This is a genomic window from Pseudomonas sp. GW821-FHT02H09 (genome assembly GCF_059421425.1).
The window spans coordinates 56842-79524 of the sequence record NZ_JBWKVA010000002.1; the positions used below are offsets into that span (position 1 = coordinate 56842).

Genomic DNA, 22683 nt, shown 5'->3' on the forward strand with positions numbered 1-22683 from the left:
GGCGCCAAGCGGCGCTATGTCTAGAATGAAGGCCTTGTATCCTACATCGACAGACTCGCCAAGACTATTAAAGGCTGTCCGCCAGTTACCGCCCATCAGACAAATCCCGTGGAACACTATGGAAGACACAGACCTGCAAGCGCTGATGGCTAGACTCGAACTGCTAATTACCCGGGTCGAGCAACTAAAGAGCCAAAACGGACTCCTATTAGCTCAGGAAAAGACCTGGCGCGAGGAACGCGCGCACCTCATTGAAAAAAACGAAATCGCCCGGCGTAAGGTCGAATCGATGATTTCGCGCCTGAAGGCCCTGGAGCAAGACTCATGAGTTCAAGCAATAGCGTTACCGTGCAGATCCTCGACAAAGAATATTCAATCATCTGCCCCCAGGAAGAGCGCAGCAATCTGGTGAGTGCCGCCCGTTATCTGGACGGCAAAATGCGCGAAATCCGCAGCAGCGGCAAAGTCATCGGTGCCGACCGCATTGCCGTGATGGCCGCGCTGAACATCACCCATGACCTGCTGCATAAACAGCAGCGCCCTGAAGTGCAGGTCAGCGGTTCGACCCGCGAACAGGTGCGCGACCTGCTCGATCGCGTCGATCTGGTGCTCGCCACCGATCCGGATGTCAGCAAGGGCTGATTCCTGAAGGTGGTTGCGCTATACTCGCGCCACTCCCTGGGGTGCTTGCCAGTTGGCGATGTCCCTGAGCCGATTCGCACTACCCTGGAGGTTGCACGTTGGGCCGGTGTGCATGTCCGCTAGACGGAAAGCCTTAAGGTCTACTGCATCTTCCACCTTGAACTTTCGGGTTCAAGGGCTAAGTCGACAGCGGTTCATCCGGGGAGCCTGAATTCCAGTCCAATGCCAGTTTCTTCAAACTGGCATTGGTTTTTTACGAGTGCGCCATCCTGCCGCGCTCGATCCTGATCAGCCAGAATCCATGACCGAACCTGCGCCGCTATCCCGCCCGCAACTTCGACGCATGCTGCGCAAAGCCCGCCGCGAACTCACACCCAGTGAACAACGCGAGGCGGCCCGCGGACTTTATCGCCAACTGGCACAGCACCCGCTGTTTCGCCGGGCCAGACATATCTCTCTTTATCTACCCACCGACGGTGAAATCGATCCGCGCTTGCTGCTGCGTGCCGCTCAGCGTCGGGGTAAGGCCACCTATCTGCCGGTACTCAGCGCCTGGCCGCGCACCAAAATGGTGTTCCAGCGCATTCGCCCCGGGGAAAAGTTGCAGCCCAACCGCTTCGGCATTCTCGAGCCACGGATCAACGCGGCCCGGCAACGCAAGGTCTGGGCGCTGGATCTGGTGTTGTTACCGCTGGTTGGCTTTGATGAGTTTGGCGGACGTCTGGGGATGGGCGGCGGTTTCTACGACCGCAGCCTGGCGTATCTGGCGCGTCGCAAAACCTGGCGCAAGCCGACACTGTTGGGGCTGGCCCATGAATGTCAGAAAGTCGAACGACTGGCTCAGGCGAGCTGGGATGTACCGATGCAAGGAACGGTCACGGACAGGAAGTGGTATATCGCCGGGTAGACGCCACTTGAGTCAGCGGCGCCCGGTGAACACTATCAGCGCTTGAAGGGTTTTTGCTGAGCGACTTCAATCGGTGCATTGGCCTGGTTCGACCACAGGCTCTGCGCATAACCCGTGGTCACGACGCCCAAACCGAACAAAATAACCAAAATCCAGAGTAAATCCGGTTTGCGTTTCATCGATTGCCCCCCTTCAGGCATATCACACACGATGACAGCAACGGTTTCCGATATAGGCCGTGCAGCAGCGTCAAGCTTAAAAGCCCGGCATTTTGCGGTAACGTGAACCGACACGCAAACGGTGGCGTCAACCGACTGTCGGTTAGTCATAAAGTTGCCCGACAACGTGCCCAACCCCACTCCAGGAGCAAAAAAGATGGCCTATTGGCTAATGAAATCCGAGCCGCAAGAGCTCTCGATCAAGGGCCTGGAGAAGCTCGTTGAAGCGCGCTGGGACGGCGTGCGCAATTACCAGGCGCGTAACTTCTTGCGGGCGATGGCGGTGGGCGATGAGTTTTTCTTTTATCACTCCAGCTGCCCTGAACCAGGCATTGCCGGGATCGGGCGAATCGCCGAAGCGGCGTACCCGGACCCCACGGCCCTGGAGCCGGAAAGCGTGTATTTCGACCCGAAAGCCAACGCTGAGAAAAACCCCTGGAGCGCGATCAACGTCGCTCATGTCCAGACCTTCCCCAAAGTGCTCGGGCTGGGTTACCTGAAACAACAAACAGCACTGGCTGAGTTGCCGCTGGTTCAAAGAGGCAGTCGCCTGTCGGTGATGCCGGTAACCGCCGAGCAATGGGCAGCGGTTATGGCGCTTCGTTGATCGCGGCGCGGAGCACGGCTTGTCGGGGACCACGCCTTTTGTAGGAGCACGGCTTGCCGGCGATGGCGGTCTGAAGGCCACGCACGTTGTAGGAGCACGGCTTGCCGGCGATGGCGGTCTTGGGGCCGCTATCGCGAGCAAGCTCGGCTCCTACAGGATCCAGCATTACTGGATAATCAAATTGTTGAACAACAGGTCATCAACCATCGGCTTGCCGGTTTCGTCGTTCATCACTTGCTGTGTCTGCTTCAAGGCTTCCTGGCGGAGCTTTTCCTTGGCTTCGACGTTACTCATGCTCTCGGTGGTTTGCTGGGAAAACAGCGCCACCAACTGATTACGGATCAACGGTTCGTTGGCCTTCACCGCTTGTGCCGCTTCATCGCCCGTCACACGCAAGGCCACGTCAGCTTTGAATACCTTGAGTTTCGGACTGCCATCCAGACCATAGTTGCCAACGAATGGCGGAGTCAGGCTGATGTAGCTGACTTTCGGTGCTGCACCCTCTTTGGCTTCTTCGGCCATCGCTGCCATTGGCAGAGACAGGGCCAGCATCAACATGATCCACGCTTTCACAATTCGCTCCTTATCCGGTTTGCAGTCTAGTGGCCAGTATGGCCACCAGGATACTGACCCGCCTGCCCGAGCCCAAGCACAAAGCTTATGGCTGACTATCAGGGCGGGGCATGCTCGTTGACCGCTTGATTCACACACCTACACTTATCGGCCATCACTCCCAAAGGAATAGCCCTGATGAAAGCCGTGCTGTGCAAAGCCTTCGGCCCCGCCGAAACGCTGGTGCTGGAAGAAGTCGCCAGTCCTCAAGCAAAGAAAAACGAAATCCTGCTGGACGTGCACGCGGCCGGAGTGAATTTCCCGGACACGCTGATCATCGAGGGCAAGTACCAGTTCAAGCCACCCTTCCCGTTTTCACCCGGTGGAGAAGCGGCCGGCGTGGTCAGCGCGGTGGGCGAAAAGGTCAGCCACCTCAAGGTCGGCGATCGGGTAATGGCGCTGACGGGCTGGGGCAGCTTCGCCGAGCAGGTCGCGGTGCCTGGCTACAATGTATTGCCGATTCCAGCGGCCATGGACTTCAACACCGCCGCCGCGTTCAGCATGACCTATGGCACCTCGATGCACGCGCTCAAACAACGCGGCAATCTGCAACCCGGCGAAACCCTGTTGGTACTCGGAGCATCCGGCGGCGTCGGCCTCGCCGCCGTGGAAATCGGTAAAGCCATGGGCGCCCGCGTCATCGCCGCCGCCAGCAGCGCCGAGAAACTCGCCGTCGCCAAGGCCGCCGGGGCCGATGAACTGATCAACTACACCGAAACCAATCTGAAAGACGAAATCAAACGCCTGACCGACGGTCAGGGCGCCGACGTCATCTACGACCCGGTCGGCGGCGACCTGTTCGACCAGGCCATTCGCGCCATCGCCTGGAACGGCCGCCTGCTGGTAGTCGGCTTTGCCAGCGGACGCATCCCCGAATTGCCGGTCAACCTTGCGCTACTTAAAGGCGCCGCCGTAGTCGGCGTGTTCTGGGGTTCGTTCGCCCAGCGCCAACCGCAGGACAACGCGGCGAACTTCCAGCAGTTGTTCAGGTGGTTTGCAGAGAGCAAGTTGAAGCCATTGGTGTCGCAGGTTTATCCATTGGCGCAAGCGGCAAATGCCATTAATGATCTTGGCCAGCGCAAGGCAGTTGGGAAGGTTGTTGTTCAAATTCGGTAAGTACAGGAATGATTACCCGAAAGGCTACGATGCCAGCCATGAAGACGAATTCAGCGCCAAGGCAATTTTCGTCAAATACGTGCTGCGCAACAAAATGCTCTGGTACGTGGCCATGGCCAACGTCTTCGTCTATCTGCTGCGTTATGGCGTACCGGACTGGGCACCGACCTTGTGGCACACAAGCCGCCAGTCAGGGCCGCGAAGCGCTCGCTTAATGCGAGCCTGATCTACAGCGCTTGAGCCGCGCCTCCAGATTCCGGTCTGGCATGGCGTGGCTACGCAGGGCGTTGACGGTCTGCTCGACATAGTCGCGAGTGGTGCCGTAACGCCCGCAAGCGCTCTCGAACACCTGGCTCAGTACATGGTCCGGCAAGTTGCCGGCATAGCTGGGCAGGTGCCGCTCCAGCACAAATCCCAGGGCCTGTACCTGGCTTCCGTCTTCGAGACGGCAGCTGAGCCAGTGTGGGCGATAGGAGGGATAGGGCATTTCGCGTTGCCACAAGGCATACAGCGAGGCTTCCAACTGTTCGTCCGGCAGCCGATAAGCAAAGCCGCTGCAAGAGCCGCCGCGATCCAGGCCGAACACCAGCCCCGGCATTTCCGGCGTGCCACGGTGCTCGTGGGACCACAGGTACAAGCCGCGATGGTAACCATGCACTCGCCCGCGCATCCGCTCGACCGCCGTGCACTCAGGGCGCCAGATCAACGAGCCATATGCAAACAGCCAGACTGGCCCACCCTTGTGCCGGGCCATGGTGGCCTGCATTGAGCTGAGCAATTGCTCGTGAGTCAGCTGCACGCCCAGATCAAGCCGCGGAGGGTAAGCCAGATTCAAAAAAGCAGATTCAATGGCTGTCATGGCAAATGGTGTTCGGCCCCACAAGTATTACAAGATGTAAGTAACTTTAGCCTAATAGAACATATAGCAGTAACCATAAAACGGAAAGTGCTAAAGGACGTATGACCCCGATACATCACGGCAGAGGCTAAACTCTGCACATCAATGCCCTGCGTATATAGCCTAATACCCTTTGATAATTATCTTAAATACCAGAATGAAATATGCATAAGCATTGCGCCCGTTTAGGATAAAGGACCATTGAGCAGCATTTTCCCCGCCTATTACCGGGATACCCTGCTTATCTGCTCTTCGGACGCCCGCGTACGACGGCCTCCCACAGGCGCAAGCCTATCTGTTTAATAGCGGCCACATGATGAAAAACCTATGGTTTTACGGTCTGCTGTCAATGACCCAGGCCTCCCACGCCCTTGCACTGGATAACTCAACGCCAGAAGACAAAGGCTTCTGGTACGTGCAGACCAGCATCTACACCAAACACTATTCGCCAGACCCCGATCACAATGACAACCAGGACCTGCTCGGCCTTGAACGCAATGACGCTAGCGGCTGGGTATTTGGCGCGGCGACCTTCCGTAACTCGTTCAGCCAGCGCTCGTACTACGCCTATGCAGGCAAGCGTTACGAAAGTGCTAACTATCCGGTGTATATCAAACTGACCGGTGGATTACTCGAAGGTTACAGCGGCCAGCATCAGGACAAGATTCCCCTCAACCGCTTCGGCGTGGCGCCAGTGATCATCCCGTCGCTGGGCGCCCACTACGGCCCGGTGGCCACCGAGCTGGTGTTGCTCGGCGCCAATGCCGCGATGATCACCACCGGCGTACGCTTCTAGGCTGGATCAACCGGTCAAGGCCGGGGCGCGTAGGCAAACACGTCGGCGCGCATCTGATGTGCATCCATCCCGGCCTCCACCAGCGCATCGAGCGTGGCGTAGATCATTGCCGGCGAACCGCTGGCGTAGACGTACACGGCGGACAGGTCGCTGATATCTTCACAGACGGCTTCATGCAGCATGCCGCAACGCCCCTCCCAGCCGCAGAGATCGCTGACCACTTTGTGCAGATAGAGGTTGGGCGTTTGCTGCCATTGCTCCCAATGTTCGATCTGGTAAAAATCTTCCGGCCGACGCACGCCCCAGTACAGATGCACCGGATGCTTGAAGCCCCTGGCCCGGCAATGCTCGATCAAGCTGTGCATTTGCGCCATGCCGGTACCGGCGGCGATCAGCACCAGCGGCCCGTCGGGTAGTTCACACAGATGAGTGTCGCCAAAGGGCAACTCGACCCGCACCATCGGGCTGCGCTGCAGTTGCTCGAGCAGGGCTTGAGCACTGGTTTCTCGAACCAGTACGTGCAGCTCCAGATCACGCCCGGAATGCGGTGCGGAGGCCAGCGAAAATGCGGCTTTTTCGCCGCTATCACGCTCCAGCATCAAGTATTGGCCCGCATGATAACGCGGCGGTTTACCCGCCGGCGCCCGCAGCCGGACCCGCCAGACATCGCCGCCGACTTCAACACATTCACTCACCTGACACGACAGGCTGCGCACCGGCAGTTCTCCCAGCGCAAGGACGCCATCCCAGAGCACGATGCAGTCTTCCAGCGGCTCTGCAATGCAAGTGTAGAACTCACCGTGATCACGAACATCACCCGCCTGTTCGACCCGGCCCTCGACCAGCAGCGCACCACACACATGGCAATTGCCGTTGCGACAGCTCTGCGGGCATTCATAGCCCAGGCGTCGCGCCCCATCGAGAATCCGCTCGCCGGGCAATATCTCAAGCACTGCTCCGGACGGCTGCAAGGTTACACGCATCAATCTATTCCTAACTGATTCCAGATGGCATCGACCCGGCGGGTGACCGCCTCATCCTTGACGATAACCCGGCCCCACTCACGAGTGGTCTCACCGGGCCATTTATGCGTGGCATCGAGTCCCATTTTCGACCCCAGGCCGGAAACCGGCGAGGCGAAGTCGAGGTAGTCGATTGGCGTGTTGTCGATCATCACCGTGTCGCGCTTGGGATCCATGCGCGTGGTAATGGCCCAGATCACGTCGTTCCAGTCGCGTGCGTTGATATCGTCGTCAGTGACGATAACGAACTTGGTGTACATGAACTGTCGCAAAAACGACCAGACACCCAGCATTACCCGCTTGGCATGGCCGGGGTACTGCTTCTTCATGGTCACCACCGCCATGCGGTACGAACAACCTTCGGGCGGAAGGTAGAAGTCGGTGATCTCCGGAAACTGCTTCTGCAGGATCGGCACGAAGACTTCGTTCAGCGCCACGCCGAGAATCGCCGGCTCATCGGGCGGACGACCGGTGTAGGTGCTGTGGTAGATCGGTTTGATGCGATGGGTGATGCGTTCGACGGTGAACACAGGGAAGCTGTCGACTTCGTTGTAGTAGCCGGTATGGTCGCCGTAAGGACCTTCGTCGGCCATCTCGCCTGGGTGAATCACGCCTTCAAGGATGATCTCGGCAGTCGCCGGAACTTGCAGGTCATTGCCACGGCACTTCACCAGCTCGGTACGGTTGCCGCGCAGCAGGCCTGCGAAAGCATATTCGGAGAGGCTGTCCGGCACCGGCGTGACCGCACCGAGAATGGTCGCTGGATCCGCACCCAGCGCCACGGACACCGGGAACGGCTGTCCCGGATGCTTCTCGCACCACTCACGGTAGTCCAGCGCGCCGCCTCGATGACTCAACCAGCGCATGATGACTTTATTGCGGCCGATGACCTGCTGGCGGTAAATGCCGAGGTTCTGCCGGTCCTTGTTCGGGCCTTTGGTAACCGTCAGGCCCCAGGTGATCAGCGGACCGACATCGCCAGGCCAGCAGGTCTGCACTGGCAACATGGCCAGATCGACGTCATCACCTTCGATGACCACTTCCTGGCAGACCGCGTCTTTGACGACTTTCGGCGCCATGGCAATGATCTTGCGAAAGATCGGCAGCTTCGACCAGGCGTCCTTCAAACCTTTTGGTGGCTCTGGCTCTTTCAGAAACGCCAACAGTTTGCCGATCTCCCGCAACTCGCTGACTGCCTCGGCGCCCATGCCCAGCGCTACGCGCTCAGGGGTACCGAACAGGTTGCCGAGCACCGGAATGTCATAACCGGTAGGGTTTTCGAAGAGCAGGGCCGGGCCTTTGGCACGCAAGGTGCGGTCGCAGACCTCGGTCATTTCCAGCACTGGGGACACCGGAACCTGGATGCGCTTGAGTTCGCCGCGCTTTTCCAGGCCGCTGATAAAGTCGCGCAAGTCGCGATACTGCATGCGTGAGCCTCGTTGTGGCCGTGGCGTTCGGGGGCCTGAGTTTAGCGCCGAACCCACCTGTTCAGAATAGTGACCTGCCAGATCATCAATGGTCAGATAGCAAAAAGCCGGGTTTCCCCGGCTTTTGCTGACTTCCGCGATTTACTTGCGCTTCATCGACAGGAAGAACTCATCGTTGGTCTTGGTCTGCTTGAGCTTGTCGACCAGGAACTCGATGGCCGCGACTTCGTCCATCGGGTGCAGCAGCTTGCGCAGGATCCACATGCGCTGCAACTCGTCGTCAGCGGTCAACAACTCTTCACGGCGGGTGCCGGAACGGTTGATGTTGATCGCCGGGAAGACGCGTTTTTCAGCGATCTTGCGATCCAGAGGCAGCTCCATGTTGCCGGTGCCTTTGAATTCTTCGTAGATCACTTCGTCCATCTTCGAGCCGGTTTCAACCAGCGCGGTGGCGATGATGGTCAGCGAACCGCCTTCTTCGATGTTTCGCGCGGCACCGAAGAAACGTTTCGGTTTCTCCAGGGCGTGAGCATCGACACCACCGGTCAGGACCTTGCCGGAGCTCGGGATCACGGTGTTGTAGGCGCGAGCCAGACGAGTGATGGAGTCGAGCAGGATCACCACGTCTTTCTTGTGTTCGACCAGGCGCTTGGCCTTCTCGATCACCATTTCGGCAACCTGCACGTGGCGGGTTGGTGGTTCGTCGAACGTCGAGGCAACCACTTCGCCGCGCACGGTGCGCTGCATTTCGGTGACTTCTTCCGGACGCTCGTCGATCAGCAGAACGATCAGATGAACTTCCGGGTTGTTACGGGCAATGTTCGCTGCGATGTTTTGCAGCATGATCGTTTTACCGGCTTTCGGCGGCGCGACGATCAGGCCGCGCTGGCCTTTACCGATCGGCGCGCACAGGTCGATCACACGGCCGGTGAGGTCTTCAGTGGAACCGTTGCCGGCTTCCATCTTCATCCGCACGGTCGGGAACAGCGGGGTCAGGTTCTCGAAGAGAATCTTGTTCTTCGCGTTCTCTGGACGATCGAAGTTGATCGTATCGACCTTCAGCAGGGCGAAATAACGCTCGCCTTCCTTCGGAGGGCGGATCTTGCCGACGATGGTGTCACCGGTGCGCAAGTTGAAGCGACGGATCTGACTCGGCGAGACGTAGATATCGTCTGGGCCGGCGAGATAGGACGCGTCTGCAGAGCGGAGGAAGCCGAAGCCGTCCTGGAGAATCTCCAGCACGCCATCACCGGAGATTTCCTCGCCGCTTTTAGCGTGCTTTTTGAGCAGAGAGAAAATCACGTCCTGCTTGCGCGAACGGGCCATATTTTCTATGCCCATCTGTTCGGCCAATTCGAGCAGTTCGGTAATCGGCTTTTGCTTGAGTTCAGTCAGATTCATATAGGAATGACGTAATCATTTATGGAGGGGGGAAATTAAGCTTTTGGCTTAATGAGGCCGCGCCGCAGAGAAGGCGACAGGATCGCGTACTAATCGAAAAGGAGAGCGTCGGCGACGGCTTGCAGGGGGCAATGGAGAAACCAGTGCGGGGCCGAATGTACCACCTGAGTTTCAGAGCGTCTAGCCCTCTTTCATTAAAAAGCCCCGCGATTTGCGGGGCTTTTTATTAGGCAACTTGCAACGACACTCAGATGTTGGCGTCGAGGAATGCAGCCAGTTGCGACTTCGACAGTGCGCCGACCTTGGTGGCTTCGACGTTGCCGTTCTTGAACAGCATCAGCGTCGGGATACCGCGCACGCCGTGCTTGGCCGGAGTTTCCTGGTTTTCGTCGATGTTCAGCTTGGCGACGGTCAGTTTGCCAGCGTAGGTGCCAGCGATTTCGTCCAGAACCGGGGCGATCATTTTGCAAGGGCCGCACCACTCAGCCCAGTAGTCAACGAGCACTGGGCCAGCAGCCTGAAGTACTTCTGCTTCGAAGGTAGCGTCGGTGACGTGCTTGATAAGATCGCTGCTCATGGATGTCTCCGGGGGTTGTAAGCAAAAAAAAACGTTGCCCATCATAGCCGCCCTTCCCCCGTTCAGGAAGCCGCAGGTGATTGACTCTAACTATGGTGACGCATGAGTTTGGGTATAGCTCAACTCAGGACGTCGTGGGGGTCACGATGGCAATCCCGGTGCGCAGGGCTGCATTACGCACGTGCTCCTGCATGGCCTTCTGCGCGGCACCGGACGCACGACGAGCCAAGGCACGGAGGATCTTGCGGTGCTCCTGCCAGGTTTCCATAGCGCGTTCGGGCCGGATGAACGGTAACTTCTGACTCTCCAGAAACATCTCGGCACTGGTACTGAGAATGCTCAGCATCGCCTGATTACCACAGGCCAGCAGGATGCGCCGGTGAAACTCGAAGTCCAGCCGCGCCGCCGCGTCGAAATCTTCGGCGCGCAATTGGTTGCGCATCGCCTCGACATTGTCCTGCAACGCATCCAGCTCATCCGCCGTCAGTGTCACCGCCGCCAGACCCGCCGCAAAACCTTCCAGGGCATAGCGCAACTGGAAGATATCCACAGGCGACGCCTGGGCCGCGAAGGGCCAAAGTATCCCCGACTCGCTACGGGGCAGGTCGATGAGCGACTGCACGAACACCCCTTTTCCCGGCTGCACACTGATCACCCCCAGCGCGCTCAAGGACGACAACGCCTCACGCAACGACGCCCGGCTGACACCCAGTTGCAACGCCAGATCCCGTTGCGAGGGCAGCATATCCCCCGGCCCGAAGCCTTGTTCGGCGATCAGTTTTCGAATGGCTTGCAAGGCCACTTCAGGTACGGCGCGGGAGATCGAATTCATGGTTTTTTTTGAGGAATCAGGCCTGAGACCGGCTAGTTGTAAAGCTATTGACGACGCACGGCAAGTCACGCCCCAAGCGGGTTCAGGCGTGCCGATGGACGCTCGATAACGGGGCAAAAAGCACTTCAACTGTTCAGACCAGTAAGACCGACAAACCCCAGATAAACCCTGCCTTCCAAAGCATTTAGAGGCTGCTGGCATGGGCTGTGCACTGTCCGAACGCAGAAATCACTTCCCTGGATTCGGAGAGTTGCCATGACCAAGCGTTACAGCGCCCTGCTCACCGCCCTGTTTGCCAGCCTGATGCTGAGCCAGGCGCCCGCCCATGCCGACGGCCTGGACGATGTCGTCAAACGCGGCACCCTCAAAGTCGCCGTGCCGCAGGACTTCCCCCCCTTCGGTTCGATCGGGCCAGACATGAAACCCCGAGGCCTGGACATCGACACCGCTGCGCTGTTGGCCAAGCAACTCAAGGTCAAACTCGAGCTGACCCCGGTCAACAGCACCAACCGGATTCCATTTCTGACCACCGGCAAGGTCGATCTGGTGATTTCCAGCCTCGGCAAAAACCCTGAGCGCGAAAAAGTCATCGACTTCTCCCGCGCCTACGCGCCCTTCTATCTCGCGGTGTTCGGCCCGCCCGATGCGGCCATCAACACCCTGGATGACCTCAAAGGCAAAACCATCAGCGTCACCCGTGGCGCCATCGAAGACATCGAGCTGACCGCCGTGGCTCCGCAAGGCGCGACCATCAAACGCTTCGAAGACAACAACTCGACCATCGCCGCCTACCTGGCCGGCCAGGTGGATCTGATCGCCAGCGGCAACGTAGTGATGGTCACCATCAGCGAACGCAATCCCAAGCGCACTCCTGTCCTGAAAGTGAAACTCAAGGATTCGCCAGTCTACGTCGGCGTAAACAAGAACGAGCCGGCGCTGCTGGAGAAGGTGAATCAGATCCTGGCCAGCGCTAAAACCGACGGCAGCCTGGAAAAAAATTCGCAGCTGTGGCTCAAGCAGCCACTGCCGGCTGATCTCTGATCGCTGTCACGGAGGTTAGCCATGGCTTATCAGTTCGACTTTTTACCGGTGCTGGACAACACCGGCCTGCTGCTTCGCGGTGCGCTGTTCACCCTTGAGCTGACAGCCATCGGCGCGGTACTCGGGGTCAGCCTGGGGACCGTCGGCGCGGTGGTTCGGGCCTGGCAGATCAAGCCATTTGCAGCGATATTCGGGGTATATGTCGAGTTGATCCGCAATACGCCGTTTCTGGTGCAGCTGTTTTTCATTTTCTTTGGCCTGCCGTCACTCGGCGTACAGATTTCCGAATGGCAGGCCGCCGTGCTGGCGATGGTGGTCAACCTCGGCGCCTACTCCACGGAAATCATTCGCGCGGGCATTCAAGCGATTCCGCGCGGCCAGCTGGAAGCGTCGGCGGCTCTAGCGATGACTCGCTTCGAAGCCTTGCGTCATGTGGTGCTGCTGCCGGCGCTGGGTAAAGTCTGGCCGGCGCTGAGCAGCCAGATCATCATCGTCATGCTCGGCTCGGCGGTGTGTTCGCAAATTGCCACCGAAGAGCTGAGCTTCGCCGCCAACTTCATTCAATCGCGCAACTTCCGTGCCTTCGAAACCTATGCCCTGACCACCATGGTTTACCTGTGCATGGCGCTGATGATCCGCCAATTGCTGAACTGGATCGGCCGCCGGTATATAGCAAGAAGCAGCGCGAGGAACAGCCGATGAGCGATTTCACATTCCTGGACATCGTGCGCAACCTGCTCACCGGCCTGCAGTGGACGCTGGCGCTGTCGCTGGTGGCATTCATTGGCGGCGGACTGATCGGCTTGCTGGTCATGATTCTGCGAATTTCCGACAAGGCGTTCCCCAGTGCATTCGCCCGCACTTACATCGAACTGTTCCAGGGCACGCCGTTGTTGATGCAGCTGTTTCTGGTGTTCTTCGGCATCGCGCTGCTCGGCATCGACATTTCGCCATGGCTGGCGGCCGCGATCGCGTTGACGCTGTTCACCAGTGCTTACCTGGCGGAGATCTGGCGCGGCTGCGTCGAATCGATTCCCCATGGTCAGTGGGAGGCCTCATCGAGCCTGGCACTGACTCCACTTGAACAACTGCGCTACGTGATCCTGCCGCAAGCCTTGCGTATTGCCGTGGCGCCGACCGTGGGCTTCTCGGTGCAAGTGGTCAAAGGCACTGCCGTGACATCGATCATTGGCTTCACCGAACTGACCAAGACCGGCGGCATGCTCGCCAACGCCACCTTCGAGCCCTTCATGGTCTATGGCCTGGTGGCGCTCGGTTACTTCCTGCTCTGCTACCCCTTGTCCCTCAGTGCGCGCTACCTGGAAAGGAGACTGCATGCCTCTGCTTAGAATTTCCGCCCTGCATAAATATTACGGCGACCACCATGTGCTCAAAGGCATCGATCTGAGTATCGACGAAGGCCAGGTCGTCGCGATCATTGGTCGTAGTGGCTCGGGCAAAAGCACCCTGCTGCGAACCTTGAACGGCCTGGAGTCGATCAACGACGGGGTGATCGAAGTCGACGGCGAATACCTGGACGCCACTCGCGCCGACTTGCGCAGCCTGCGGCAAAAGGTCGGGATGGTGTTCCAGCAGTTCAACCTGTTCCCTCACCTGACCGTCGGCGAAAACGTGATGCTCGCGCCGCAGGTGGTGCAGAAAGTGCCGAAAGCCAGGGCTGCCGAACTGGCGCGGCAGATGCTTGAACGGGTCGGCCTCGGGGAAAAGTTCGATGCCTTCCCGGAACGCCTGTCCGGCGGCCAGCAACAGCGTGTGGCGATTGCCCGGGCGCTGGCCATGTCGCCAAAAGTGTTGCTCTGCGACGAGATCACCTCGGCGCTGGACCCGGAACTGGTCAACGAGGTGCTCAGCGTGGTCCGGCAACTGGCCAGGGATGGCATGACGCTGATCATGGTCACCCACGAAATGCGCTTCGCCCGGGAGGTTGGCGACAAACTGGTGTTCATGCACCAGGGCAAGGTGCATGAGGTCGGGGATCCGAAGATTTTGTTCGCCAATCCGCAGACGGCGGAACTGGCAAATTTTATCGGGACGGCTGAACACACGGTCTGAAGCAGACGATCGTTCCCACGCTCCCGCGTGGGAATGCAGCCCGTGACACTCCGCGTCACTGCCCAAGCGGGACGCAGAGCGTCCAGTGAGGCATTCCCACGCAGAACGTGGGAACGATCAACAGGCTCTTGTGTAGGAATGATCAATCAAAAGATCGCAGTCTTCTACAGCGCCTACGCGTTGGCGGCAGCGGTTGATCGTGGCAGGATGACAAGGTTATCGACCGAGACCCTTTGACCATGCCGCAATCCCAAGCCATTAATCTTTCGCTGATCGCCGCTATCGACCTGGGCTCCAACAGCTTCCACATGGTCGTGGCCAAGACCCAGAACGACGAAGTACGCCTTCTGGAGCGGCTCGGCGAGAAGGTTCAGCTGGCCGCCGGGATCGACGAGGAGCGTCAACTCTCCGAAGAATCCATGCAGCGCGGGCTCGATTGCCTGAAACGTTTCGCTCAACTGATCAACGGCATGCCCCCGGGCGCGGTGCGTATCGTGGGCACCAACGCCCTGCGCGAGGCGCGCAATCGTGGCGAATTCATCCGCCGCGCCGAAGAAATTCTTGGCCACCCGGTAGAGGTCATCTCCGGTCGTGAAGAAGCACGCCTGATCTACCTCGGCGTCTCCCACACCCTTGCGGACACTCCGGGCAAGCGCCTGGTGGCCGATATCGGCGGCGGCAGTACCGAATTCATCATCGGCCAGCGCTTCGAACCGCTGCTGCGTGAAAGCCTGCAAATGGGCTGCGTCAGTTATACCCAGCGCTATTTCCGCGACGGCAAGATCACCCCGGCCCGTTACGCCCAGGCTTACACGGCGGCGCGACTGGAGATCATGAGCATCGAACATGCCCTGCATCGCCTGACCTGGGATGAAGCTATCGGCTCCTCAGGCACCATCCGCGCCATTGGCCTGGCGCTCAAGGCCGGCGGTTACGGTACTGGCGAGGTCAACGCCGAAGGCCTGGCCTGGCTCAAACGCAGACTTTTCAAGCTTGGCGACATCGAGAAAATCGACTTCGAAGGCATCAAACCCGATCGCCGGGCGATCTTTCCGGCGGGTCTGGCGATTCTTGAAGCAATTTTCGATGCCCTCGAACTGCAACGCATGGACCACTGTGAAGGCGCCCTGCGCGAAGGCGTGCTCTATGACCTGCTGGGACGTCATCATCACGAAGACGTCCGTGAGCGCACTCTCAGCTCGCTGATGGAGCGTTACCACGTCGATCTGGAACAAGCGGCCCGGGTTGAGCGCAAGGCGCTGCATGCCTTCGATCAGGTCGCTATGGATTGGGATCTGGATGACGGAGTCTGGCGCGAACTACTGAGCTGGGCAGCCAAAGTCCACGAAGTCGGGCTGGACATCGCCCATTACCAATACCACAAGCACGGCGCCTACCTGATCGAGCACTCCGATCTGGTCGGCTTCTCCCGCGAAGACCAGCAAATGCTGGCGCTACTGGTGCGCGGCCACCGGCGCAATATTCCCAAGGACAAGTTCGCCGAATTTGGCGATGACGGCATGAAGCTGATTCGCCTGTGCGTGTTGCTACGCTTTGCGATTCTGTTCCACCACATCCGCGGCACCCAGGAAATGCCTCAGGTGGTGCTGCACGCCAACGGCGACAGCCTGGATGTGCTGTTCCCACAGGATTGGCTGGACGAGAACCAGCTGACCCAGGCTGACTTCGCCCTGGAAGCCGAGTGGCTGACCCGCGTAGGCATCGTGCTTAACGTTCGCTGAAAACAAAATGGCGATCCGCAAGGATCGCCATTTTTTTACGTCTCTCAACCCTCGCCGGCGTTATCGAACGCTCAGCACTGGATTGCTCAAGCGCTCCAGCAATGTTGCCTGGGCGCTGCGCGGGTTCTGGTTACCGGTCGGTGTGTTGCGAATGTATCGACCGTCCGACTGCAGGCTCCAGCTATGGGTGTTATCGGTGAGATAACTTTCCAGCTCTTTCTTGACCCGCAGAATCAATTTCTTGCCCTCGACCGGGAAGCAAGTCTCGACGCGCTTGTCGAGGTTGCGCTCCATCCAGTCGGCGCTGGACAGGAACATCTGCTCTTCGCCACCGTTGAGGAAGTAGAACACCCGCGTGTGCTCCAGGAAGCGACCGATGATCGAGCGCACATGGATATTGTGCGAAACCCCGGCGATACCCGGCCGCAGGCAGCACATGCCACGTATCACCAGATCAATGCGCACCCCGGACTGACTGGCCTTGTACAGCGCGCGGATGATCTTCGGATCGGTCAGCGAGTTGAACTTGGCAATGATGTGCGCCGGTTTGCCGTCGAGGGCGAACTGGGTTTCCCGGGCAATCATGTCGAGCATGCCCTTCTTTAGGGTGAACGGCGCATGCAGCAGCTTTTTCATACGCAGGGTCTTGCCCATGCCGATCAACTGACTGAACAGCTTGCCGACGTCTTCGCACAAGGCATCGTCTGAAGTCAGCAGACTGTAGTCGGTGTAAAGACGGGCGTTGGCGGCGTGATAGTTGCCGGTACCCAGGTGGGCGTAGCGGACGATTTCCCCGGCTTCACGACGCAGGATCAGCATCATCTTGGCGTGGGTCTTGAAGCCGACCACGCCATAGATCACCACCGCACCGGCCGCTTGCAGACGGCTGGCCAGTTGCAGGTTGGATTCCTCATCGAAACGCGCACGCAACTCGATCACCGCAGTGACCTCTTTGCCGTTACGCGCCGCGTCGACCAATGCATCAACGATTTCCGAGTTGGCGCCGCTGCGGTACAGCGTCTGACGGACCGCCAGTACATGCGGATCCTTGGCGGCCTGACGCAGCAGGTCGACCACCGGTGTAAAGGATTCGAACGGGTGCAGCAGCAGGATGTCCTGCTTGCTGATCACGCTGAAAATGTTCTCGCTGTTTTGCAGCAGTTTCGGAATCTGCGGCGTGAACGGCGTGTATTGCAGCTCTGGATGGCTGTCCAGGCCAGTAATGCTGAACAGACGCGTCAGGTTGACCGGACCGTTGACCTGATACAACTCGGTCTCATTCAGGTTGAACTGCTTGAGCAGGTAGTCGGACAGGTGTTTCGGGCAAGTGTCAGCCACTTCCAGACGCACTGCATCACCGTAGCGACGGGAGAACAGCTCGCCACGCAGAGCGCGGGCCAGGTCTTCCACATCTTCGGTATCGACCGCCAGGTCAGCGTTTCGGGTCAGGCGGAACTGGTAGCAGCCCTTGACCTTCATGCCCTGAAACAGGTCATCGGCATGCGCGTGGATCATCGACGACAGGAATACATAGTTGTCGCCCGCACCGCCGACTTCTTCCGGAACCTTGATAATCCGAGGCAGCAGACGTGGCGCCGGGATGATCGCCAGACCGGAATCGCGACCGAAGGCGTCGATGCCTTCGAGCTCGACGATGAAATTCAGGCTCTTGTTTACCAGCAGCGGGAACGGATGCGTCGGGTCGAGGCCGATCGGGGTGATGATCGGCGCGATCTCGTCGCGGAAATAGCGGCGCACCCACGTCTTGAGTTTGGTCGTCCAGTAGCGGCGACGAATGAAGCGGACCTGATGTTTCTCCAGCTCCGGCAACAGTATGTCGTTGAGGATTGCGTACTGGCGGTCGACCTGACCGTGTACCAGTTCGCTGATGCGCGCCAGCGCCTGATGCGGTTGCAGACCATCGGCCCCGGCCTGTTCCCGGGCGAAGGTGATCTGTTTCTTCAGACCGGCGACGCGAATCTCGAAGAACTCGTCCAGGTTACTGGAGAAGATCAGCAGAAATTTCAGCCGCTCCAGCAACGGGTAGGACTCATCCAGCGCCTGTTCCAGAACGCGGATGTTGAATTGCAGCTGCGACAGCTCGCGATGGATGTACAGGCTGCTGTCATCCAGGCTGGGAAGCACAATCGCCGGCACCGGTTGATGCGGCTCGAACACTACCGACGGCGGGGCTTCCTGCTCCGGCGGGGTTTCGACGATTGGCTCGACCACAGGTTGAGCCTCATTTACTGCAACTTCGGTGAGTCCTTCGGTATTCATCGAGTGTTCCTGGGAGGGCTATTTTTGCTCTCGTAGCAATTGAGCAGCACGAACGGCAAAGTACGTCAGGATGCCATCAGCGCCTGCACGTTTAAAGGCGGTAAGGGATTCAAGAATAACCCCTTCACTCAACCAGCCATTCTGGATCGCCGCCATGTGCATGGCGTATTCACCACTGACCTGATAGACAAAGGTCGGCACTTTAAATTCTTCTTTGACCCGAAAAAGGATGTCCAGGTACGGCATGCCTGGCTTGACCATGACCATATCTGCGCCTTCCGACAAGTCAGCCGCCACTTCATGCAGGGCTTCGTTGCTGTTGGCCGGGTCCATTTGATAGGAGGCCTTGTTGGCCTTGCCCAGGTTCAGCGCAGAGCCGACAGCATCGCGGAACGGGCCGTAATAAGCACTGGCGTACTTAGCGGAATAGGCCATGATCCGCACATTGACGTGATCGGCCAGCTCAAGGGCTTCGCGGATCGCCTGGATCCGACCGTCCATCATGTCCGATGGCGCGACCACCTGAGCACCGGCTGCGGCGTGGGATAGCGCTTGTTTGACCAGCGCATCGACGGTGATGTCGTTCTGCACGTAGCCTTCTTCGTCGAGGATACCGTCCTGTCCGTGGGTGGTGAACGGGTCCAGCGCCACGTCGGTGATTACACCCAACTGCGGGAAGTGCTCACGCAGCGCACGGGTCGCACGCTGAGCGATGCCATCCGGGTTCCAGGCTTCGGCGGCGTCGAGGGATTTGAGCTCCGGTGGCGTTACCGGGAACAGTGCCAACGCAGGAATCCCCAGCTCGACCCACTTGGCAGCTTCTTCGAGCAGCAAGTCGATGGTCAGGCGTTCGACCCCCGGCATCGAAGCGACTGACTCGCGACGGTTTTCACCGTCCAGCACAAAAACCGGGAGGATCAGATCGTCGACAGTCAGAACGTTTTCACGAACCAGACGGCGGGAAAAATCATCACGACGATTGCGACGCAGGCGGGTAGCTGGAAACAAACGGTTGGCGGGCGTGAAGCTCACGGCAAACTCCTGAGCCCGCGCTGGCGGGCGAGTGTGACAGTTATAAGCGGCCATTATGACGAACAGATTACAGTCGTGCTCACCCCTGTGACCGGTAGTCGCTGGCATTGTCCTTGTAGGAAATGTTCACGTCGAGACACATTTCGATACTTTCCTGAATGTGCCTGAAGGGTTAGGCTGCGCGTTCATTTCGCCAGCATCCAGACAATGCTCCAACAATTTCTTCAGGATTTCGGCTACTTCGCCCTATTTCTCGGCACGTTCTTCGAAGGCGAAACCATTCTGGTTCTCGCAGGCTTCCTCGCGTTCCGCGGATACATGGATATCAACCTGGTCGTGGTCGTGGCTTTCTTCGGCAGCTATGCCGGCGATCAGCTGTGGTACTTCCTGGGGCGCAAACACGGCCGCAAATTGCTGGCGCGCAAACCGCGCTGGCAATTGATGGGTGATCGGGCGCTGGAGCATATCCGCAAGCATCCGGACATCTGGGTACTAAGCTTTCGCTTCGTCTATGGCTTGCGCACCGTCATGCCAGTAGCGATAGGCCTGTCCGGCTATCCACCGGGGCGCTATCTGCTGCTCAACGGGATTGGTGCCGCCATCTGGGCCGCGGCCCTGGCTGCGGCGGCTTACCATTTCGGCGCGGTACTGGAAGGGATGCTGGGCAGCGTCAAGAAGTACGAGCTGTGGGTACTGGGCGCGCTATTGCTGCTCGGCTTCGCCCTATGGCTGCGTCGGCGCTTCAAGAACGCCCGCCTCGCAAAAAAAATCTACGAAGATGAACAGGTCCAAAAGGCCGAACACGCCGAACACGCCAAAACCAACAAACCTACGACGCCAGTCGAGTGAGTCGGTTTCTACAGCAGTAGAGACCGATGCCACTGAGCAAGCTGTAACTCAGCAGGCCGACCCAGCCCACCGCGTTGGCCGGCCAAAGCCCCAGGATCGGCGCCAGCCACACCAGTGGCACGTTCAGCGCAAGGCGCAGCAGTTCCAGCTTGAACGCCCACGGGCGATTCTCCAGGGCCACACCCAGCACAAACAAACCAAACGCCATGTAACTCCAGCCCAGCACCAGCGCGGCCGTCGGCAAACTTTCGCCCAGGTTCAGCAGATAGCTACCGAGCGCCGTGTACACAGCGAACTGCATCGCGACATACAGCTGCTGTCGCCCGTCCAGCGGCACCTCGAACTTGCGGAACTGGTTCAAGTCCGGCTTGGTCATCGGGTGCTTCGCTGCCACATCCGCCGGCCGCCAGCCGGTAGGCATGAACCAGATCCGCAGTTTGTCCCACCCGCTTTCGGTACGCCGTGCGTCACTGAGCAGCTGCGCATAAAACTGCAGATTGGCCCACAACGGGTTCCAGCTCGCCAGCGGCGTGGTCACGCCGAAAATCACTGGCTCGTTGTCGTCCTCTTCCTGGAATGAGCCGAACAAGCGGTCCCAAATAATAAACACCCCACCATAGTTGCGATCCATATAGAGAGCGTTCTGCGCATGGTGGGCCCGATGATTGGAAGGCGTGACGAAAAACCACTCGAACCAGCCAAGCTTGGGTATGTGCCTGGTATGTACCCAGAATTGATAGAGCAAATTCAACGCCGCGACACTGACGAACACCAGCAGCGGCACGCCGAGCACAGCCAGTGGCAGGTAGAAAATCCAGCTCAGCAGAAATCCCGTGCTGGTCTGGCGCAGCGCCGTGGACAGGTTGTAGTCCTCGCTTTGGTGATGCACCGAATGCGCCGCCCAGAGGATGTTGCGCTCATGGCCCAAGCGATGCAGCCAGTAGTAGCAAAAGTCATAGAAGACGAAGGCAAACACCCAAACCTGGACGCTCTCGGCCGACAGCTCGATCACCGCCAGATGCTTCAAGGCAAAAGCATAGGTGATCAGCCCTACACCTTTGGTCAACAGGCCCGTAGTGGTCGACAACACGCCGGTACTGAGGCTGTTGATCGCGTCTGCCACGCGATAATTACTCACGCCACGCCAGCGGTCAGCCAGTAACTCGACAACGATCAACACAAAGAAAAACGGCACTGCATAAAGGATGAAGTTCATGACGCGACCTGATCAGAATCGTTATCCAAAGATTAGGTGGAGTCGCGCAATAACCCTATGGCAACGAGTGACAAATTAGTGGACATTTAACGCCATGAATCTGGAGAAAAACCCATGAGCAAAAAAGTTGCAGTGATTCTTTCCGGCTGTGGCGTGTATGACGGCGCCGAGATCCACGAAAGCGTGATCACCCTGCTGCGCCTGGATCAGCGCGGTGCGCAGGTGCAGTGCTTCGCCCCTGATATTGCCCAATTACACGTGATCAACCACCTGACCGGCGACGAAATGCCGGAGTCGCGCAACGTGCTGATTGAATCGGCGCGCATTGCCCGTGGCCAGGTAAAGGATATTCGCGAAGCCAGCGCAGAAGACTTCGACGCACTGATCGTGCCCGGCGGTTTCGGTGCGGCGAAAAACCTCTCCAACTTCGCCATCGAAGGTGCCAGCTGCTGCGTCCAGACTGAAGTCCTGGCCCTGGCAGAAGCCTTTGCCGAGGCCGGCAAACCGGTCGGGCTGATCTGCATCTCGCCTGCATTGGCGGCAAAGATCTACGGTCCAGGCGTGATCTGCACCATCGGCAACGACGCCGATACGGCGGCAGCAATGAACAAGATGGGCGCCACCCATGAAGAGTGTGCCGTGAGCGATATCATCGAAGACAAAGCACGCAAACTGGTCAGTACCCCGGCCTATATGCTCGCGCAATCCATCAGCGAAGCGGCTTTGGGCATTAACAAACTGGTTGATCGGGTACTGGAGCTGACTGACGAAAACGAGGCGTAAAGCCGGCTGCATGATCGCTTGATCGTTCCCACGCTCTGCGTGGGAATGCAGCCCGTGACGCTGCGCGTCACATCCAGAGCATCCAGTGAGGCATTCCCACGCGCGAGCGTGGGAACGATCAAGTTCAGCGCATCAGCCGCGTGAGGATCCGGTCCAGCGCATTGGCGAACGCCTGCTTCTCGCGATCACCGTGGGGCGATGGACCGCCGCCCATCTGGCCCTGATCGCGCAGGTCAGTGAACAAGTTACGCACTGCCAGCCGCTCGCCCATGTTCTGCGGGTCGAACTCCTTGCCACGCGGATCAAGGGCAGCCACGCCCTTTTTGATCAAACGATCAGCCAGCGGTACATCGCTGCAAATTACCAGCTCGCCGGGCACTGCGTGTTCGACCAGATAATCATCGGCCGCATCCGGGCCGCTGGGCACCACAATCAGCTTCACGCAGGCATAGCCCGGCTTGATCTGGCTCTGCCCCGCCACCAGCAGCACTTCGAACTGGCGCTTCAAGGCAAACTTGATCACCTGATCCTTCGCCGCCTTGGGGCAGGCGTCGGCATCGATCCAGACACGCATTTTGTATGTCCCTCTAAAAGCATCGCGGGCAACGACTG

General features: G+C 58.8%; 26 protein-coding genes, 1 other RNA gene and 1 pseudogene. 15 read left to right on the forward strand and 13 right to left on the reverse strand.

Translation table 11 applies throughout. From position 1 onward, the window contains the following. Positions 1–118: 118 nt before the first annotated feature. From AC07VR_RS02650 to AC07VR_RS02665, 4 genes are all read left to right on the forward strand, one after another. The gene (locus AC07VR_RS02650; protein WP_007982902.1) at positions 119–328 is read left to right on the forward strand and encodes a TIGR02449 family protein; all 210 of its coding nucleotides are present in this window, start codon (positions 119–121) and stop codon (positions 326–328) included. Beyond that, positions 325–642 (forward strand): cell division protein ZapA, encoded by a 318-nt coding sequence (locus AC07VR_RS02655; protein ID WP_494990815.1) that lies wholly within the window; start codon positions 325–327, stop codon positions 640–642. Before AC07VR_RS02650 ends, AC07VR_RS02655 begins: the two co-directional genes overlap by 4 nt. A 30-nt stretch (positions 643–672) precedes the next feature. Next, a non-coding RNA gene (ssrS, locus tag AC07VR_RS02660) (6S RNA) lies at positions 673–851 on the forward strand. Positions 852–943: 92 nt separating this feature from the next. Then, a complete protein-coding gene (locus AC07VR_RS02665) occupies positions 944–1549 on the forward strand; it encodes a 5-formyltetrahydrofolate cyclo-ligase (protein ID WP_494990816.1) in 606 nt (201 codons plus the stop codon). Between the two features lie 35 nt (positions 1550–1584). Here AC07VR_RS02665 and AC07VR_RS02670 read toward each other — a convergent pair whose 3' ends face one another. Continuing rightward, positions 1585–1728: a hypothetical protein gene (locus tag AC07VR_RS02670; RefSeq protein ID WP_494990817.1), complete on the reverse strand. Its 144-nt coding sequence runs from the start codon at positions 1726–1728 to the stop codon at positions 1585–1587. Positions 1729–1924: 196 nt separating this feature from the next. Between AC07VR_RS02670 and AC07VR_RS02675 the strand changes: the two genes are divergently transcribed. Further along, on the forward strand, positions 1925–2374 hold the full coding sequence (locus tag AC07VR_RS02675; protein WP_495010401.1) for an EVE domain-containing protein: 450 nt from the start codon (positions 1925–1927) through the stop codon (positions 2372–2374). Here AC07VR_RS02675 and AC07VR_RS02680 read toward each other — a convergent pair. Further along, entirely contained in the window at positions 2358–2540 is a 183-nt protein-coding gene (locus AC07VR_RS02680; RefSeq protein WP_495010402.1) for a hypothetical protein, read from the reverse strand. The two genes, AC07VR_RS02675 and AC07VR_RS02680, sit on opposite strands and share 17 nt — an antisense overlap. After that, positions 2540–2947, reverse strand: a complete 408-nt coding sequence (locus tag AC07VR_RS02685; protein WP_494990820.1) for a flagellar basal body-associated protein FliL — start codon at positions 2945–2947, stop codon at positions 2540–2542. Before AC07VR_RS02685 ends, AC07VR_RS02680 begins: the two co-directional genes overlap by 1 nt. 177 nt (positions 2948–3124) lie before the next feature. On the opposite strand from AC07VR_RS02685, the gene AC07VR_RS02690 reads away from it, so the two are divergent. Then, positions 3125–4102, forward strand: coding sequence for an NADPH:quinone oxidoreductase family protein (locus AC07VR_RS02690; protein ID WP_495010403.1), 978 nt, complete (start codon positions 3125–3127; stop codon positions 4100–4102). Next, a pseudogene (gene glpT, locus AC07VR_RS02695) lies at positions 4101–4271 on the forward strand (glycerol-3-phosphate transporter); the annotation flags it as partial. The gene AC07VR_RS02690 and the pseudogene glpT, both read left to right, overlap by 2 nt. A gap of 42 nt (positions 4272–4313) precedes the next feature. On the opposite strand, the gene AC07VR_RS02700 reads toward glpT, so the two are convergent. After that, positions 4314–4961 carry a gamma-glutamylcyclotransferase gene (locus AC07VR_RS02700; RefSeq protein ID WP_495010404.1) on the reverse strand — a complete coding sequence of 216 codons (648 nt, stop codon included), beginning with the start codon at positions 4959–4961 and terminating at the stop codon, positions 4314–4316. A gap of 355 nt (positions 4962–5316) precedes the next feature. On the opposite strand from AC07VR_RS02700, the gene AC07VR_RS02705 reads away from it, so the two are divergent. Beyond that, complete coding sequence (locus tag AC07VR_RS02705; RefSeq protein WP_495010566.1) at positions 5317–5796, forward strand: sn-glycerol-3-phosphate transporter; 480 nt, start codon at positions 5317–5319, stop codon at positions 5794–5796. 14 nt (positions 5797–5810) lie between these two features. Here AC07VR_RS02705 and AC07VR_RS02710 read toward each other — a convergent pair whose 3' ends face one another. The 5 genes from AC07VR_RS02710 to AC07VR_RS02730 form a co-directional block, all read right to left on the reverse strand. Continuing rightward, on the reverse strand, positions 5811–6779 hold the full coding sequence (locus tag AC07VR_RS02710; RefSeq protein WP_494990823.1) for a CDP-6-deoxy-delta-3,4-glucoseen reductase: 969 nt from the start codon (positions 6777–6779) through the stop codon (positions 5811–5813). Next, on the reverse strand, positions 6779–8245 hold the full coding sequence (gene ubiD / locus AC07VR_RS02715) for a 4-hydroxy-3-polyprenylbenzoate decarboxylase (RefSeq protein WP_495010405.1): 1467 nt from the start codon (positions 8243–8245) through the stop codon (positions 6779–6781). The genes AC07VR_RS02710 and ubiD overlap by 1 nt, the downstream gene beginning before the upstream one ends. 141 nt (positions 8246–8386) lie before the next feature. Then, positions 8387–9646: a transcription termination factor Rho gene (rho, locus tag AC07VR_RS02720; RefSeq protein WP_025216061.1), complete on the reverse strand. Its 1260-nt coding sequence runs from the start codon at positions 9644–9646 to the stop codon at positions 8387–8389. Between the two features lie 247 nt (positions 9647–9893). Beyond that, positions 9894–10223 (reverse strand): thioredoxin TrxA, encoded by a 330-nt coding sequence (trxA, locus tag AC07VR_RS02725; RefSeq protein WP_064680366.1) that lies wholly within the window; start codon positions 10221–10223, stop codon positions 9894–9896. A gap of 124 nt (positions 10224–10347) precedes the next feature. Next, positions 10348–11055, reverse strand: coding sequence for a FadR/GntR family transcriptional regulator (locus tag AC07VR_RS02730; protein ID WP_494990825.1), 708 nt, complete (start codon positions 11053–11055; stop codon positions 10348–10350). Positions 11056–11310: 255 nt separating this feature from the next. On the opposite strand from AC07VR_RS02730, the gene AC07VR_RS02735 reads away from it, so the two are divergent. The 5 genes from AC07VR_RS02735 (at position 11311) to ppx (ending at position 15911) form a co-directional block, all read left to right on the forward strand. Next, complete coding sequence (locus tag AC07VR_RS02735; protein WP_495010406.1) at positions 11311–12096, forward strand: transporter substrate-binding domain-containing protein; 786 nt, start codon at positions 11311–11313, stop codon at positions 12094–12096. A gap of 21 nt (positions 12097–12117) precedes the next feature. After that, the gene (locus AC07VR_RS02740; RefSeq protein WP_495010407.1) at positions 12118–12798 is read left to right on the forward strand and encodes an amino acid ABC transporter permease; all 681 of its coding nucleotides are present in this window, start codon (positions 12118–12120) and stop codon (positions 12796–12798) included. Beyond that, positions 12795–13445: an amino acid ABC transporter permease gene (locus tag AC07VR_RS02745; protein WP_495010408.1), complete on the forward strand. Its 651-nt coding sequence runs from the start codon at positions 12795–12797 to the stop codon at positions 13443–13445. The genes AC07VR_RS02740 and AC07VR_RS02745 overlap by 4 nt, the downstream gene beginning before the upstream one ends. Further along, positions 13432–14169 (forward strand): amino acid ABC transporter ATP-binding protein, encoded by a 738-nt coding sequence (locus AC07VR_RS02750; RefSeq protein ID WP_494990829.1) that lies wholly within the window; start codon positions 13432–13434, stop codon positions 14167–14169. The genes AC07VR_RS02745 and AC07VR_RS02750 overlap by 14 nt, the downstream gene beginning before the upstream one ends. A 239-nt stretch (positions 14170–14408) precedes the next feature. Next, entirely contained in the window at positions 14409–15911 is a 1503-nt protein-coding gene (ppx, locus tag AC07VR_RS02755; RefSeq protein ID WP_494990830.1) for an exopolyphosphatase, read from the forward strand. Positions 15912–15971: 60 nt separating this feature from the next. On the opposite strand, the gene ppk1 is transcribed toward ppx, so the two are convergent. Continuing rightward, entirely contained in the window at positions 15972–18191 is a 2220-nt protein-coding gene (gene ppk1, locus AC07VR_RS02760; protein ID WP_494990831.1) for a polyphosphate kinase 1, read from the reverse strand. Positions 18192–18209: 18 nt separating this feature from the next. Further along, positions 18210–19223 carry a porphobilinogen synthase gene (hemB, locus tag AC07VR_RS02765; RefSeq protein WP_494990832.1) on the reverse strand — a complete coding sequence of 338 codons (1014 nt, stop codon included), beginning with the start codon at positions 19221–19223 and terminating at the stop codon, positions 18210–18212. Positions 19224–19430: 207 nt separating this feature from the next. Here hemB and AC07VR_RS02770 point away from each other — a divergent pair, with 207 nt between their 5' ends. After that, on the forward strand, positions 19431–20072 hold the full coding sequence (locus tag AC07VR_RS02770) for a DedA family protein (RefSeq protein ID WP_494990833.1): 642 nt from the start codon (positions 19431–19433) through the stop codon (positions 20070–20072). Here AC07VR_RS02770 and AC07VR_RS02775 read toward each other — a convergent pair. Further along, positions 20053–21288 (reverse strand): sterol desaturase family protein, encoded by a 1236-nt coding sequence (locus AC07VR_RS02775; RefSeq protein WP_495010409.1) that lies wholly within the window; start codon positions 21286–21288, stop codon positions 20053–20055. The genes AC07VR_RS02770 and AC07VR_RS02775 overlap by 20 nt on opposite strands. 114 nt (positions 21289–21402) lie before the next feature. Here AC07VR_RS02775 and elbB point away from each other — a divergent pair, with 114 nt between their 5' ends. Further along, positions 21403–22071, forward strand: coding sequence for an isoprenoid biosynthesis glyoxalase ElbB (gene elbB, locus AC07VR_RS02780; RefSeq protein ID WP_495010410.1), 669 nt, complete (start codon positions 21403–21405; stop codon positions 22069–22071). Positions 22072–22195: 124 nt separating this feature from the next. On the opposite strand, the gene AC07VR_RS02785 is transcribed toward elbB, so the two are convergent. Then, complete coding sequence (locus tag AC07VR_RS02785) at positions 22196–22645, reverse strand: YaiI/YqxD family protein (RefSeq protein ID WP_494990836.1); 450 nt, start codon at positions 22643–22645, stop codon at positions 22196–22198. Positions 22646–22683: the final 38 nt, after the last annotated feature.

Excerpts from the sequence above, each read along its gene's own strand:
- AC07VR_RS02650 (WP_007982902.1), top strand. The coding sequence starts at position 119 with ATGGAAGACACAGACCTGCAAGCGCTGATGGCTAGACTCGAACTGCTA.
- AC07VR_RS02655 (WP_494990815.1), top strand. The coding sequence starts at position 325 with ATGAGTTCAAGCAATAGCGTTACCGTGCAGATCCTCGACAAAGAATAT.
- AC07VR_RS02665 (WP_494990816.1), top strand. The coding sequence starts at position 944 with ATGACCGAACCTGCGCCGCTATCCCGCCCGCAACTTCGACGCATGCTG.
- AC07VR_RS02670 (WP_494990817.1), bottom strand. The coding sequence starts at position 1,728 with ATGAAACGCAAACCGGATTTACTCTGGATTTTGGTTATTTTGTTCGGT.
- AC07VR_RS02675 (WP_495010401.1), top strand. The coding sequence starts at position 1,925 with ATGGCCTATTGGCTAATGAAATCCGAGCCGCAAGAGCTCTCGATCAAG.
- AC07VR_RS02680 (WP_495010402.1), bottom strand. The coding sequence starts at position 2,540 with ATGCTGGATCCTGTAGGAGCCGAGCTTGCTCGCGATAGCGGCCCCAAG.
- AC07VR_RS02690 (WP_495010403.1), top strand. The coding sequence starts at position 3,125 with ATGAAAGCCGTGCTGTGCAAAGCCTTCGGCCCCGCCGAAACGCTGGTG.
- AC07VR_RS02700 (WP_495010404.1), bottom strand. The coding sequence starts at position 4,961 with ATGACAGCCATTGAATCTGCTTTTTTGAATCTGGCTTACCCTCCGCGG.
- AC07VR_RS02705 (WP_495010566.1), top strand. The coding sequence starts at position 5,317 with ATGAAAAACCTATGGTTTTACGGTCTGCTGTCAATGACCCAGGCCTCC.
- AC07VR_RS02710 (WP_494990823.1), bottom strand. The coding sequence starts at position 6,779 with ATGCGTGTAACCTTGCAGCCGTCCGGAGCAGTGCTTGAGATATTGCCC.
- ubiD (WP_495010405.1), bottom strand. The coding sequence starts at position 8,245 with ATGCAGTATCGCGACTTGCGCGACTTTATCAGCGGCCTGGAAAAGCGC.
- rho (WP_025216061.1), bottom strand. The coding sequence starts at position 9,646 with ATGAATCTGACTGAACTCAAGCAAAAGCCGATTACCGAACTGCTCGAA.
- trxA (WP_064680366.1), bottom strand. The coding sequence starts at position 10,223 with ATGAGCAGCGATCTTATCAAGCACGTCACCGACGCTACCTTCGAAGCA.
- AC07VR_RS02730 (WP_494990825.1), bottom strand. The coding sequence starts at position 11,055 with ATGAATTCGATCTCCCGCGCCGTACCTGAAGTGGCCTTGCAAGCCATT.
- AC07VR_RS02735 (WP_495010406.1), top strand. The coding sequence starts at position 11,311 with ATGACCAAGCGTTACAGCGCCCTGCTCACCGCCCTGTTTGCCAGCCTG.
- AC07VR_RS02740 (WP_495010407.1), top strand. The coding sequence starts at position 12,118 with ATGGCTTATCAGTTCGACTTTTTACCGGTGCTGGACAACACCGGCCTG.
- AC07VR_RS02745 (WP_495010408.1), top strand. The coding sequence starts at position 12,795 with ATGAGCGATTTCACATTCCTGGACATCGTGCGCAACCTGCTCACCGGC.
- AC07VR_RS02750 (WP_494990829.1), top strand. The coding sequence starts at position 13,432 with ATGCCTCTGCTTAGAATTTCCGCCCTGCATAAATATTACGGCGACCAC.
- ppx (WP_494990830.1), top strand. The coding sequence starts at position 14,409 with ATGCCGCAATCCCAAGCCATTAATCTTTCGCTGATCGCCGCTATCGAC.
- ppk1 (WP_494990831.1), bottom strand. The coding sequence starts at position 18,191 with ATGAATACCGAAGGACTCACCGAAGTTGCAGTAAATGAGGCTCAACCT.
- AC07VR_RS02770 (WP_494990833.1), top strand. The coding sequence starts at position 19,431 with ATGCTCCAACAATTTCTTCAGGATTTCGGCTACTTCGCCCTATTTCTC.
- AC07VR_RS02775 (WP_495010409.1), bottom strand. The coding sequence starts at position 21,288 with ATGAACTTCATCCTTTATGCAGTGCCGTTTTTCTTTGTGTTGATCGTT.
- elbB (WP_495010410.1), top strand. The coding sequence starts at position 21,403 with ATGAGCAAAAAAGTTGCAGTGATTCTTTCCGGCTGTGGCGTGTATGAC.
- AC07VR_RS02785 (WP_494990836.1), bottom strand. The coding sequence starts at position 22,645 with ATGCGTGTCTGGATCGATGCCGACGCCTGCCCCAAGGCGGCGAAGGAT.